This is a genomic window from Aliidiomarina minuta (genome assembly GCF_003987145.1).
Taxonomy (GTDB): domain Bacteria; phylum Pseudomonadota; class Gammaproteobacteria; order Enterobacterales; family Alteromonadaceae; genus Aliidiomarina; species Aliidiomarina minuta.
Genome location: NZ_PIPL01000004.1, coordinates 139,818 through 152,609 on the forward strand (window position 1 = coordinate 139,818; position 12,792 = coordinate 152,609).

At 49.9% G+C, this 12,792-nt stretch carries 12 protein-coding genes; 9 read left to right on the top strand and 3 right to left on the bottom strand.

Annotation, left to right across the window (positions count from 1 at the left end; translation table 11 throughout):
• Positions 1-27: 27 nt before the first annotated feature.
• Positions 28-759, bottom strand: coding sequence for a DUF1499 domain-containing protein (locus CWE09_RS13860; RefSeq protein ID WP_126804663.1), 732 nt, complete (start codon positions 757-759; stop codon positions 28-30).
• Positions 760-843: 84 nt separating this feature from the next.
• On the opposite strand from CWE09_RS13860, the gene CWE09_RS13865 reads away from it, so the two are divergent.
• Together CWE09_RS13865 and CWE09_RS13870 are read left to right on the top strand one after the other, a co-directional pair.
• Positions 844-1,680, top strand: a complete 837-nt coding sequence (locus CWE09_RS13865; protein ID WP_126804664.1) for a sterol desaturase family protein — start codon at positions 844-846, stop codon at positions 1,678-1,680.
• A gap of 9 nt (positions 1,681-1,689) precedes the next feature.
• A complete protein-coding gene (locus tag CWE09_RS13870; protein WP_126804665.1) occupies positions 1,690-3,846 on the top strand; it encodes an FAD-dependent oxidoreductase in 2,157 nt (718 codons plus the stop codon).
• A gap of 1 nt (position 3,847) precedes the next feature.
• On the opposite strand, the gene CWE09_RS13875 is transcribed toward CWE09_RS13870, so the two are convergent.
• Both CWE09_RS13875 and CWE09_RS13880 read right to left on the bottom strand, forming a co-directional pair.
• Positions 3,848-5,671, bottom strand: a complete 1,824-nt coding sequence (locus CWE09_RS13875; RefSeq protein WP_126804666.1) for a DUF885 domain-containing protein — start codon at positions 5,669-5,671, stop codon at positions 3,848-3,850.
• The gene (locus CWE09_RS13880; protein WP_126804667.1) at positions 5,647-7,524 is read right to left on the bottom strand and encodes a DUF885 domain-containing protein; all 1,878 of its coding nucleotides are present in this window, start codon (positions 7,522-7,524) and stop codon (positions 5,647-5,649) included. The genes CWE09_RS13875 and CWE09_RS13880 overlap by 25 nt, the downstream gene beginning before the upstream one ends.
• Positions 7,525-7,704: 180 nt before the next feature.
• On the opposite strand from CWE09_RS13880, the gene rnr reads away from it, so the two are divergent.
• From rnr to rplI, 7 genes are all read left to right on the top strand, one after another.
• On the top strand, positions 7,705-10,041 hold the full coding sequence (gene rnr / locus CWE09_RS13885) for a ribonuclease R (protein WP_126804668.1): 2,337 nt from the start codon (positions 7,705-7,707) through the stop codon (positions 10,039-10,041).
• Positions 10,038-10,781, top strand: coding sequence for a 23S rRNA (guanosine(2251)-2'-O)-methyltransferase RlmB (rlmB, locus tag CWE09_RS13890; protein WP_126804669.1), 744 nt, complete (start codon positions 10,038-10,040; stop codon positions 10,779-10,781). Before rnr ends, rlmB begins: the two co-directional genes overlap by 4 nt.
• Positions 10,782-10,783: 2 nt before the next feature.
• The gene (locus CWE09_RS13895; protein WP_126804670.1) at positions 10,784-11,194 is read left to right on the top strand and encodes a hypothetical protein; all 411 of its coding nucleotides are present in this window, start codon (positions 10,784-10,786) and stop codon (positions 11,192-11,194) included.
• 137 nt (positions 11,195-11,331) lie between these two features.
• On the top strand, positions 11,332-11,733 hold the full coding sequence (gene rpsF, locus CWE09_RS13900) for a 30S ribosomal protein S6 (protein ID WP_126804671.1): 402 nt from the start codon (positions 11,332-11,334) through the stop codon (positions 11,731-11,733).
• A 19-nt stretch (positions 11,734-11,752) separates the two neighbouring features.
• Positions 11,753-12,055, top strand: coding sequence for a primosomal replication protein N (priB, locus tag CWE09_RS13905; protein ID WP_126804672.1), 303 nt, complete (start codon positions 11,753-11,755; stop codon positions 12,053-12,055).
• Positions 12,056-12,067: 12 nt separating this feature from the next.
• Positions 12,068-12,295 (top strand): 30S ribosomal protein S18, encoded by a 228-nt coding sequence (gene rpsR / locus CWE09_RS13910; RefSeq protein ID WP_111569997.1) that lies wholly within the window; start codon positions 12,068-12,070, stop codon positions 12,293-12,295.
• A gap of 41 nt (positions 12,296-12,336) precedes the next feature.
• A complete protein-coding gene (gene rplI / locus CWE09_RS13915; RefSeq protein WP_126804673.1) occupies positions 12,337-12,789 on the top strand; it encodes a 50S ribosomal protein L9 in 453 nt (150 codons plus the stop codon).
• Positions 12,790-12,792 lie beyond the last annotated feature (3 nt).

The following is a 12,792-nucleotide window of genomic DNA, read 5'->3' on the forward strand; positions in this document are numbered from 1 at the left end:
TACAACCTGGCAGGTATTTTTACCCGTTTAGTCGGCTAGTGTAGTTTCCAGCTGTTTGCTGAAAGCGCGGATACGGGCTGCGTTGGCGCCCACATCACTGCGGCCGATACGCGATTTGCTGCGTATATCCAGCAGGCTTTGTTCACCATCTGCAACTACACGAATGACCACGTCATCTTTAAAACCAAACCAGAAGGTGGTGGCGGTGGCTTCGATACGGCCTTCATTCGCATTGGCATCGACCAGTTCCCAGCCCGAGCGGTTAACTACTTCCAGAGCGGCTTCAAATACCTGCTGGGGTGGTTGGTTAAAACGCAGTGTCTGAACTTCAGGGTAGTGCTCGCGTTGTTGTTCAGCGGTTTCTTCGCCGGCATATTCAACCGGATTCGGAGCATCTGCGCGTAAGGGCGCAATCTCAACAAATTCAGGCGGGTTGCTGGTGTCGGTTGAAATATCATGAATAGGGGGTACCGAACGCGCGGTTTGCAACTGACTATACGGCAGATAAAAAGCAATAAAGGCAGCAATGAAGGAAATCGCCAGCGTTGCTCTGCGCCCGGTAGTGCCTGGACGGGCTACAAAGAAGGCAATGATGACCAGCACCATGGCTGCGATGCCCAGATAGGCGGCCCAGCGCATAATAGCAAAAGAGGTGCTGAAGTGAATAATATCAATACGGTACAGAGGGCCTGCAACCAGTAGCATGATCAGTGCCAGCAAACCCGCCGCAGACGCCAGATAGTAGAATATGTTACGCATAATAAACCTCGGTTATTGTTCTTTTATAGTCAGTCTTTACGTATAGATGTACCATCATAGTTCATTTTGGGAAACGAAATAATTATGCAGTGGCTGCTGGATTACGAATTATGGTTCAGGCTGAGCTTTTTTATCGGGCTGCTGGCGCTTTTTATTGGTCTGGAACAAGCCAGACCAAAAAGGGCGCTAAGCCGCAAGTTAAGTTCACGCTGGCTGAGCAACGGCCTGGTTATCAGTATTGATACTATTATTCTGCGCCTGCTGTTTCCGACAGCGGCGGTAGGCGTTGCGCTGTGGGCGCAACAATACGGGCATGGGCTGTTGAACTGGTTAACAGTGCCTGGCTGGTTGGCTATCCTGCTCGCCTTTGTCATTCTGGATTTTGCGATATGGGCCCAACACCTGGTGTTTCACCGTATTCCCTGGTTGTGGCGTGTGCATCGCATGCACCATACGGATATCGATGTGGATGTGACAACTGCACTGCGTTTCCATCCTATAGAAATGGTGTTGTCGCTGCTGATAAAAATGGCGGTGATAGTGCTTATCGGAGCACCCGTAGTGGCGGTGGTGCTGTTTGAGGTGGTCTTAAATGGCGTCGCCATGTTTAACCACAGCAATATTCGTTTGGGTGCTAAAACAGACCGGGTGCTGCGCTATTTCATTGTCACGCCGGACATGCACCGGGTGCATCATTCCTGGCATAAACATGAAACCAACAGTAATTATGGTTTTAATCTACCCTGGTGGGATCGTTTATTTGCGACCTACCGGGATCAGCCCGAAGATGGCCATGACAGCATGACCTTAGGTATTAATCAGTTCCGTGAACCTGAGGATAATCGAATTCATTATATTTTATGGCAACCTTTTCGTGGTTCTGCACGTAGTGCTTCAACCAGACCCTCTAAACCTGATTAAGGAAACCCGATGCGCATAACCCGAGTCCTGTTGTTACTGGTGGTAGCGATATTAATTGGCGGATTTTTTGCTTTTGATCTGCAGCACTACCTGGCACTGGACGAATTACAGCGTCATCAGTCTGAATTGACCCGTTTACGTGACCAGTATCTGTTGCAGTCCTTAGTCGTTGCTTTTGTGATTTATGTGCTGGTGACCGCATTTTCGCTGCCTGGGGCCGCCATTATGACGCTGGCGATGGGCGCGATTTTTGGTTTTGGCTGGGGTTTATTGCTGGTGTCTTTTGCTTCGGCAATGGGCGCAACGCTGGCCTTTTTAATTTCACGTTTTCTTTTGCGCGACTGGGTACAGAACAAATTCAGCCGTCGCCTGCATACGGTGGATAAACGGTTTTCGGAAGACGGCGCTTTTTACCTGTTAAGCCTGCGGCTGGTACCGGTGTTTCCGTTCTTTTTGATTAACCTGGTGATGGGCCTGACGCGCATAAAAACCTGGACCTTCTACTGGGTCAGTCAGGTGGGCATGCTGGCGGGAACTGCGGTTTATGTGAATGCGGGTACGCAGTTGGCGGCTATTGAAAGCACGGCAGATATTTTCTCCGGGCGTTTGCTTTTGTCGTTTACGCTGCTGGGTACTTTCCCGCTCATTGCTAAGGCTTTATTAAGTATTATTAAGCGCCGCCGTGAGTTAGCCAAGTGGAAAAAACCACGTTCTTTTGACCGTAACCTGATTGTGATTGGCGGTGGTTCGGCGGGACTAGTGTCGGCTTATATAGGAGCCGCGGTAAAAGCGAAAGTCACTTTAGTGGAAGGTCATAAACTGGGTGGCGATTGTTTGAACACCGGCTGTGTGCCTTCTAAAACATTGATTAATGTGGCTCGCCAGGCGAAAGCCCGTCGACAGGCGGGTATGGGATTGCCGGCAGCTGAAACAAAAGTGAATTTCGGTGAGTTAATGACCCATGTTCAGCAGGTGATAAAACGCATTGAACCCCATGATTCAGTGGAACGCTACAGTGCACTGGGCGTGGATGTGGTGCTCGGAAAGGCGACTATTAAGTCGCCGTGGGAAGTGGTCATTAATACCGGTGAAGAAGAAAAACGCCTGACCACGCGCAATATTATTGTAGCCACCGGCGGCAAACCTGCGGTGCCTGATATTGAAGGCCTGCGGGAGCTGGACTATGTGACCAGCGATACCGTATGGCAGTTGACCGAACTTCCGCCGCGTCTGTTGGTGCTGGGTGGTGGCCCTATTGGTTGCGAACTGGCGCAGGCGTTTTCTGGTCTGGGGTCTGCGGTGACTCAACTGGAAATGGGCGATCGTTTGCTGGCGCGTGAAGATGACGACATCAGTGCTCTGGTGTTAGAACGCTTCAAGGCTGAAGACATAGATGTGCGCCTGAGTCAGCGTGCGGCTAAATTCAGTCAGACAGAGCAGGGGGCTGAGGTTACAGTCGAACATCTGAATGCCAGTGGCGAAGTCACAGAAACTGAAGTGATTGCTTTTGATAGGGTGCTGGTCGCAACCGGGCGTAAAGCTAACCTGGAGGGGTTTGGATTGCAGGAACTGGGCGTTAAAACCTCATCGGTTGTCGATAGCGACGAGTTTATGCAAACCAGCATACCGACGATTTATGCAGCGGGTGATGTCACCGGGCCTTATCAGTTCACCCATACGGCTTCGCATCAGGCCTGGTATGCCAGTGTGAATGCCTTATTCTCACCTTTTAAGCGTTTTAAAGCCGATTATCGGGTAATCCCCTGGGCAACCTTCACTGATCCTGAAGTGGCCACTGTCGGGCTGAATGAACGTTTAGCCAAAGAGCAGGGCGTAGACTATGAAGTCACCCGTTATGAATTAGATGATTTGGACAGAGCCATTGCTGATAACAAAGCTTATGGTTTTATTAAGGTGCTGACAGTGCCTGGTAAAGATAAGATCTTAGGGGTGACTATGGCCGGTCCTGGCACTTCGGAGCTGATTGCAGAGTTTGTGCTGGCGATGAAACATAACCTGGGGCTGAAAAAAATATTAGGCACCATTCATATTTACCCGACTATGAACGAAGCCAATAAATTTGCCGCAGGCGATTGGGCGCGCCAGCACGCGCCGCAAAAAGTACTGGCCTGGGTTGAGAAGTTTCACGGCTGGCGGCGCAGCTAAGTCAGTGCGCCTCTATCCAGTCTGAAACCCGGCGTTCGAGCAGGGGCAGGGGCAAAGCGCCTCCGCCCAGCACAGCGTCATGGAATTCACGGATATCAAAGCGGTCGCCTAAGGCTTGTTCGGCTTCGTTACGTAAATCCTGGATTCGCTGCATGCCTATTTTAAAGGATGTCGCCTGGCCTGGAATGGTCATGTAGCGATGCACTTCAGTGCGTACAGCACCCTCTGCAATGGGCGTTTTTTGCATGAAGTAGTCGATGGCATCCTCTTTCGTCCATTCTTTAGCGTGCAGCCCAGTGTCTACGACCAGCCTTACCGCCCGCCACAGCTCGGTGACTACCTGACCAAACTCGGAATAAGGGTCTTCATAGGCCCCCATTTCCCGAGCCAGCCATTCGGCGTACAACGCCCAGCCTTCAGAATATACGGTGAAACGTGCCTGAGTTCGGAAATCCGGTGTGTTCTGCAACTGCTGCGCTATGGATATCTGCAAATGATGACCGGGCACGCCTTCATGGTAGGCAATGGCTTCGAGTTCGTTTTTGGGCATGGATTGCATATCGGAGAGGTGGGCATAAAACACCCCCGGCCGTGACCCGTCTGCCGCGCCCGACATATAGTGCTGGGGTGCGCCGTCCTGTTCACGATAAGCCTCTACCCGGCGCACTTCCAGTGGAATGTCGGGCAGGTTCTTAAAGTAGTCAGGCAATCGTTCCTGCATGGTGCCCAGGTAATCTCTTGCCTGTTGCAGATAGGCTTCGCGTCCTTCATTGGTGTTTGGGTAAAAGAAGCGCTCGTCGTTGCGTATATAACTGAAAAAGTCCTGCAGATCGCCGTCAAAGTCGACCCGTGACTTAATCTCGAGCATTTTGTCTGTTAAGCGGTCGACTTCATCCAAACCCAGCTGGTGAATTTCAGCTGCAGTCATATCTGTGGTGGTGTAAAAAGCTAACAGATGTTTATAAAAGTCTTCACCGCCTGCATGTCGGCTAATGCCAACCGGATTTTCTTCCGTGTTCTCAATATCCTCATCCAGCCAGTCGATTAAAGCCTGATAGGCGGGCAGGAGAGCTTCCTGTAAAGCTGCTTCGGTATCCTGACGTAGCAGAACAGCTGCGGTGGAAGTAATAAGCTCGTCGGCTTCTAACTGCGCTATTTTATGCTGGGCATCGGCCCATAACGGTGAGTCTTCGCCCGAGCCAAAAGGGGCGCCGCTAATCACAGCAAGGGCCTGGCGGCGGACTTCACGGTAAGCAAAAGCGGGTGGGCGTATGCCAGAACCTGCCTGTTCTTTGGCTTGCCCGATCAGTTCTTCGATGGTGCTGGCTATAGCGCGGATGCGTTTATTGTATGCGCCCATATCGCGATGATTCTGCACCTCATGGGAGCCAATTAGTAATTGTGGCAGGCGTGACTGAGGTCCTATCATTTGTTCAAACACATAATGCATCTGGCGGAACTCAGCGGCCTCTTGTTGCTGTTGGTACTGCAAGACCCAGAGATCGTAAGACAACTGTTCTTCCGCGCTCAGCTTTGCATAATCGAACTGCTCTGTAAGCGCCTGTACACTGGATGCTTTCCATTGCAGGCGTTGCTGAGCGGATTCATTCGATACACTGTCAATTTCATCATAGCGCAGACGGCTACCCTGACGGGTAAGCTGAGATGGGCTGAAGGTGATTTCTTCAGCGTACCGGGCGTCCAGCCACGCGCTAAGTTCCGAATTATGTTCTGCTGCTTCTTGTGCTGACGGTTGCGCTGGCTCCTGGCACGCGGCCAGGAGCACAGTCAAGGTCAGGATTACGCCTGCTGGTCGGCAACCCATTGTTTTACCTTACGTTCAAGTACTGGCAATGGCATAGCACCACCGTCCAGAATAGTGTCGTGAAAACCTCGGATATCAAAGGAATCGCCCAGTTCAGTTTCTGCATACTCACGCAGCTCCTGAATCTTCAGCATACCGATTTTATAGGAAGTAGCCTGTCCCGGAATGACCAGGTAACGCTGCACTTCTGAGTTAATAGCACCGGCGGGTATCGGTGTTTTTTCTGAGAAGTAGTCAACAGCGTCCTGCTGAGTCCAGCCTTTGGCATGCATGCCCGTATCTACAACTAAGCGCACTGCACGCCACATTTCAGTCACTAGTCGACCAAAGTCTGAATAAGGGTCTTCGTAACCACCCATTTCTTTAGCTAGTAGTTCTGAATACAGCGCCCAGCCTTCTGAGTAGACAGTAAAGCGCGCCTGGGTGCGAAACTGAGGTACGGACTCCAGTTCCTGAGCAATGGAGATCTGCATATGGTGACCTGGATTACCTTCATGATAAGCAATAGCTTCCATTTCGTTCTTTGCCATGGAACTCATATCAGACAAATGCGCGTAATAAATACCTGGGCGTTCACCGTCTGGCGAACCTGGGTAATAATGCTGAGGCGCACCATCCTGCTCGCGGTAAGGTTCTACCCGGCGAACGACAAGGTCCGCTTTAGGCAGTATGCCAAAGAACTCTGGCAACCGCTCTTCAATACCAGCCAGATACTGGCGTGAATCTTCCAGATAAGCTTCACGACCTTCGTCGGTATTCGGGTAAAAGAAGCGTTCATCGGTGCGGATAAATTCGAAGAACTCGTCCAGGTCGCCGTCGAATTCGACCTGCTCTTTAATGGCGATCATTTCATTGGTCAGGCGTTCTACTTCGTCTAGTCCTATCTGGTGAATTTCGTCAGCGCTTAAGTCAGTAGTAGTTGATACTTTGAGCATGTATTCATAATATTCAGCACCGCCCTCATGGCGACTGATACCGACGGTATTCTCTTCAGCAACCTCCGTATCTCGCTGCATCAGCGCAATCAGATTGCTGTAGGCTGGCCCGAAGTCATCCGTCAACGCAGAACGAGCTTCTTCTCGCAGATTTTCTGCACGCTCTTCATCGATAACACCTTCTTCTACCAGGTTGTTAATTTTTTCCTGGGCATCGGCCCAAACCGGAGAATCGTTTTCGACGTCCTCAAAAGGTGCCCCGCTAATTAGTGCACGTGTCTGACGGGTTACATATTCATAAGCAAATTTAGGTGGGCGAATGCCGGCTTCCGCCTGCAATTCGGCGCGAGCGATTAAGTCATCAATAGCCGCACCAATGCCTGAAATACGACTGTTGTAGGCGACCATGTCGCTTTCATCATCTACGCCGTGAAAAGCCAGTAGTACCTGAGGCAGTGAAGTGTGGGCACCGCGCATTTGATCAAAGATATAACCAGCATTGCGGAATTCAGCACCTTCTTTCATCAGTGAGTACTGATACATCCATATATCATATGAAATTTGCCCGTCATCTGATAACTCGTCGTAGTTAAAGTTGCTTTCCAGCTCCTGAACCGTTGCTTCCATCCACTCCAGCCGGCGTTCTTCAGCTTCCACAGTGACGTCATCAATTAAACCATACTGTTCTTTACGGCCCTGTCGGGTGAGTTGAATGGGACTCATCTGGAGTTGTTCTTCGTACTTTTCATCAAACCAGGCATTCAGGCGTTCGGTTTGTTCCTGCTGCTGTTGCTCACTGACACCTTGTTGAGTAGCCGTTTCAGCTTGAGTACGTTCGGCTGAGGTGGTTTCCTGTGGAGCGTCCTGGCAGGCGCTCAGTAGTGCCATTATACTGAGGGCAAGTAGTGTTTTTTTCATTATTATTCTCCAGTTAAAAAAACGATTCAGGTTCAACATAGCATGTAAATCAATGCAGTGCAGCGCTCACGCGATGGGGTTTCTCGCAGTTCACTGTGACCACTGTTATACTGGTGTTAAATGAGAAAAATGAAGGCCGTACAACAGCCATTTTATTGATATTCAGGAACAAAATAAGTTATGTCAGATGACCCAAGGTCAGAACAACCTCAATACGAGGTAGTCATACCCTCACGCGATGAATTCTTAGAGGCGGTAGCCAACCAGGTTAAGCCTTTGCCTTTTGAAGACATTGTGGAACAGTTTAAATTACACGACGAGCGCCAGCAGATTGGTGCTAAGCGTCGGCTACGCGCTATGGAGCGTGACGGGCAGTTAGTATTCACTAAAGCCAACGCCTATGGATTACCTGAGCGCATGGATTTGAAAAAAGGCTGGGTGGTAGGCCATCGCGACGGTTTTGGATTTGTGCGCCTGGAAGAAGGCGGCAAAGATCTATTCTTGCCCCACCACCAGATGCAACTGACTCTGCACGGTGACAAGGTACTGGTTAAAGAAAGCGGTACTGATAGCCGGGGCCGTGCTGAAGCGCGTATTGTGCGTGTTGTCGAAGCTGGTCAGCAGGAAATTGTCGGGCGCTTCTTTGTCGAACAAGGCATGTCGGTAGTGGTACCGGACGATACCCGCATTACCCAGGATTTGATTATCCCGCCAGAAAATGTAAATGGCGCACGGCATGGCCAGATGGTCGTTGCCAAGGTAACTGCAAGGCCCAGCCGTCGCAGCAGCCCGGTGGGTACTGTAGTTGAAATCCTCGGCGAACATATGGCGCCGGGCATGGAAATTCAGGTGGCCATTCGCGAACACGGTATTCCTTATGAGTGGAGCGAAGAGGTTAACGCTGAAATTGAGCAGATAGCTCCTGAGGTTACTGCTGAAGATAAAAAAGGGCGGGTTGATCTGACCGATATGCCGCTTGTTACTATTGATGGTGAAGACGCTCGCGACTTTGATGATGCCGTATACGCGGAACCGGACGGAAAAGGTTTTCGTCTATGGGTAGCCATCGCTGATGTGACCCATTACGTACGTCCGGGCACTTTATTGGATAAAGAAGCCAATACCCGCGGTACCTCGGTTTATTTTCCGGATAACGTCGTTCCTATGCTGCCGGAAGCCTTGTCGAATGGACTGTGCTCGCTGAACCCTAATGTAGATCGTCTGTGCATGGTCGCGGAAATGTCTATTGACGCTAAAGGTAAGCTGAAAAACTCGCAGTTTTATCCGGCGGTGATGAATTCCAAAGCACGCTTAACCTACACCAAGGTTTATCGCATGCTGGAAGGGGATCCTAAGTTACGTGAGCAGTATGCTGAACAATTGCCGCATATTGAAAACCTGAAACTTTTATACGATGTGCTGAAAAAGTCGCGCTCAGAACGGGGTGCTATTGAGTTTGAAACCCTGGAAACGCGCTTTATCTTTAATGCGCAGCGCAAGATTGAAGAGATTGTGCCCGTTAAACGCAATGTCGCGCACATGATGATTGAAGAATGCATGATCATGGCCAACGTAGCAGCGGCGCGCTTTGTCGAGAAGCAGGAAGGTAATGCACTTTTTCGTGTGCATGAGACCCCGGATGACGATCGACTGGATGGGTTCCGCGCTTTTCTTGGAGAGCTAGGGCTTTCTCTGGGCGGAGGCGAAGAGCCGCAGCCGAAAGATTTCACTAATTTACTGCAGAAAGTAGCGGACCGCCCCGACAGCGAGTTGATTCAGACCTTGTTGCTGCGTTCATTGAAACAGGCTGTCTATACGCCAGACAACGAAGGTCACTTTGGTTTAGCGCTGGATGAATACGCGCATTTTACTTCACCGATTCGCCGTTATCCGGATCTACTGCTGCATCGTGAAATAAAATATCAGCTGCGCAGTACGAATAAGAAACTGGCAGGCCTGGATGGCGGTTTTCACTATGGTGAAAAGCAGATGGCTGAATTGGGTGCTCATTGCTCAAGCACAGAACGTCGCGCTGATGAAGCGACCCGGCAGGTTGATGAATGGCTCAAGTGTGAGTTCATGCAGGATCATGTGGGTGCTGAGTTTGAAGGCGTGATTTCAACGGTGACTAATTTTGGTTTCTTTGTGCGCCTGCGTGACCTGATGATTGACGGTCTGGTACATATCTCGAATCTTTCCAGCGAGTACTATCACTTTGATGCGGAACGCCACTTCCTGATAGGTGAGCATTCACGTCGGATATTCCGTATTGGTGACAATGTTCAGGTGAAAGTGAACAGCGTGAATCTGGATGAGCGTAAAATCGACTTTGGCCTGCTCAATATTGAAACTGCAGGCAGTCTGGAAACTCGCCGGGAAGCTAAAGTCTCGGCAGAGAAAGCTAAAAAGTCGGACAAAAAGAAAAAACCGGGTAAAAAAGGCGCTCCGGGAAAAAGTCGCTCTGGCAAAGGCGGCCGGGCTCCAAAAGCGAAACAGAAAAAGAGCGGTAAAGCATGAGCAAAAAAGAAGTAGTGCATGGTATTCATGCTGTTAATTCTATTATTAAGAACAACCCAGAGCGCCTGATAGAACTCTTTGTACTGCAGGGCCGCGGCGATAAAGCCTTAGACAGCATCCTCAAGCTGGCGCGTAATGCTGGCGTGCGGGCGCAGGAATGTCAGCGTAAAACTCTGGATCAAAAAGTAAATGATGAAAACCATCAGGGCGTGGTTGCAGTAGTAACTCCAGCTAAACATTATAATGAAGGGGACTTGCCGGCGTTGTTTGAAAAAGCTGGTCAGCAAGCTTGTTTTCTGATTCTGGATAATGTCACCGACCCGCATAATCTGGGCGCCTGTTTACGTACTGCCGATGCGGCAGGTATCACCGCGGTTATCGTTCCTAAAGACAAGTCAGCGAAAATTACCAGCACGGTCAGTAAAGTGGCCTCAGGTGCGGCCGAGACTATGCCTTTTGTGGTGGTAACCAATCTGGCCCGTACCCTGCGTGAAATTCAGGCGTTAGGTGTATGGGTGATAGGTACCGCAGGCGAAGCTACAGAAACCCTGTACCAGGCCGACTTCAAAGGCCCGGTTGCCATAGTTATGGGCGCTGAGGGCAGTGGTATGCGGCGTTTGACTCGCGAACATTGCGATCAACTGATCTCTATTCCGCTGGCGGGCAGTGTCAGTAGCCTGAATGTGTCGGTAGCCGCCGGCGTGTGTTTGTTTGAAGTTGTGCGTCAGCGGGCAGGCTGATAATGATAAAACGCAATATGATAACGCCCTTAGCGGTAGCTTTGGGTTTGATCCTACTCTTGTCATTGGCCTGGTTGCCTGGCGACTCCGGCGTGCAACAGCAAAAACCAGAGGTTGCCGTAGCTATGCACTATGATGCCGATAACCGTCGCTTACAAACGCTGGCGGAGGATTTGAGTTATCGTATGCGCACTCATCATGAGTACCGTTTAACTGAAAGCGAAATCCTGTTACCAAGCAGCACTGAACGCCAACAGGTAGTGATTTATTTGAGCGAAGAATCGGGTCTTGTGAGCATCCGCGCTGAAATCGACGAGCAGGCGGTGGCGGTCAATGCCCCCTCTGAAGTGGCGCTAAACCTGCCCGGAAAGTTATTCTCCCTCATCAACAGTCAGTTGCAGGAGGCTAATTAAGCCTCTGTTGTTGCCTTTACTGGCTGGTTACCGTACAATTTGCCGGCTTAAATCAGCCTTGTAATTTACTTTAAGTTCCTTGCTTCTATAACAGTGTGGCTGATCTGTTCGAGGCTTAACATCCATAAGGAGCAGCAATGCGTCATTATGAAATCGTATTTATGGTTCACCCTGATCAGAGTGAACAGGTTCCAGGCATGATCGAACGCTATAGCGAAACGATCAAGCAAGGCGGTGGTTCTATTCACCGTTTAGAAGACTGGGGCCGTCGTCAACTGGCTTACCCAATTAACAAGCTGCACAAAGCTCACTATGTTCTTTTGAACATCGAAGCTGGTTCAGAAGTAATTGAAGAGCTTGAAACTGCTTTCCGTTACAACGACGCCGTTCTGCGTAATCTTATTATGCGTAAAGATGAAGGTGTTGAAGAACCTTCTCCTTTCGCTAAGCCGAGAGAAGAGCGCCGCGACAGCAAGCCGGAAGATGAAAGTGAAGGCGAAACTGAAGCACGCACTGAAGCCACTGAAGAAGCTGAATAAGCTGAAACAGTAGCTGTCTGTGACTAATCAACTGTTATTAGTCGGCGAGGTGGTAAAACCACCACGCATGAGTAAAAGCCCCGCTGGGGTAAAGCACCTGCATCTGGTCATTGACCACAGGTCGCAGCAGCAGGAAGCCGGAATGACACGACAGTGTTTTTTGCGCATTCAGGTTGTTGCCAGCGGAGATTGGGCACAGGACCAGGCAAACCAATTAACTGTTGGAAGTGTGATAGAAGTGCAGGGTTTTTTAAACCGGCATGAAACCAGTAACGGGGTACCTCGACTGGTATTGCACGCTCAACAACTGAAAAAGATTTAACAGGAGAACACCATGGCTCGTTTTTTCCGTCGTCGCAAATTCTGCCGCTTTAAGGCAGAAGGCGTTAAAGAGATCGATTACAAAGATATCGCAACGTTGAAAAACTATGTAACTGAAAGCGGCAAGATTGTACCTAGCCGTATCACTGGCACTTCAGCGAAGTATCAGCGTCAGCTGGCTCGTGCTATTAAGCGCGCCCGCTACCTGAGTTTGTTGCCTTACACTGACTTACATAAGTAAGTGTCGGTTCGTATTAACTTTCGAAGCAGAGGTAACAAATTATGAATATTATTCTACTTGATAAAGTAGCTAACTTAGGTGGCCTGGGCGACCAGGTAACTGTCAAGTCAGGTTATGCACGTAACTTCCTTTTCCCATCAGGAAAAGCAGTACCTGCGACTAAAGATAACGTGCAAGCGTTTGAAGATCGCCGTGCAGAGCTGGAAGCTAAAATCGCTGAAGAGCTGAAAGCAGCAGAGGCCCGTGCAGAGCAGGTTAACGCACTGGACCCAGTTGTTATTGAATCTAAAGCTGGTGATGAAGGCAAATTGTTCGGTTCAATCGGTACTCGTGACATCGCTGATGCTGTCACGGTCGCTGGTATTGAAGTTCAGAAGAGCGAAATTCTGATGCCGCATGGCACTATTCGCGAAACTGGCGAGTTCGATATCGAACTGCAATTGCATGCTGACGTAACTGCACAAATTAAACTAGTGGTTCAAGCCACCAAGTAAGCA

Coding starts and splice junctions, on each gene's coding strand:
- CWE09_RS13860 (WP_126804663.1), bottom strand. CDS start 759: ATGCGTAACATATTCTACTATCTGGCGTCTGCGGCGGGTTTGCTGGCA.
- CWE09_RS13865 (WP_126804664.1), top strand. CDS start 844: ATGCAGTGGCTGCTGGATTACGAATTATGGTTCAGGCTGAGCTTTTTT.
- CWE09_RS13870 (WP_126804665.1), top strand. CDS start 1,690: ATGCGCATAACCCGAGTCCTGTTGTTACTGGTGGTAGCGATATTAATT.
- CWE09_RS13875 (WP_126804666.1), bottom strand. CDS start 5,671: ATGGGTTGCCGACCAGCAGGCGTAATCCTGACCTTGACTGTGCTCCTG.
- CWE09_RS13880 (WP_126804667.1), bottom strand. CDS start 7,524: ATGAAAAAAACACTACTTGCCCTCAGTATAATGGCACTACTGAGCGCC.
- rnr (WP_126804668.1), top strand. CDS start 7,705: ATGTCAGATGACCCAAGGTCAGAACAACCTCAATACGAGGTAGTCATA.
- rlmB (WP_126804669.1), top strand. CDS start 10,038: ATGAGCAAAAAAGAAGTAGTGCATGGTATTCATGCTGTTAATTCTATT.
- CWE09_RS13895 (WP_126804670.1), top strand. CDS start 10,784: ATGATAAAACGCAATATGATAACGCCCTTAGCGGTAGCTTTGGGTTTG.
- rpsF (WP_126804671.1), top strand. CDS start 11,332: ATGCGTCATTATGAAATCGTATTTATGGTTCACCCTGATCAGAGTGAA.
- rpsR (WP_111569997.1), top strand. CDS start 12,068: ATGGCTCGTTTTTTCCGTCGTCGCAAATTCTGCCGCTTTAAGGCAGAA.
- rplI (WP_126804673.1), top strand. CDS start 12,337: ATGAATATTATTCTACTTGATAAAGTAGCTAACTTAGGTGGCCTGGGC.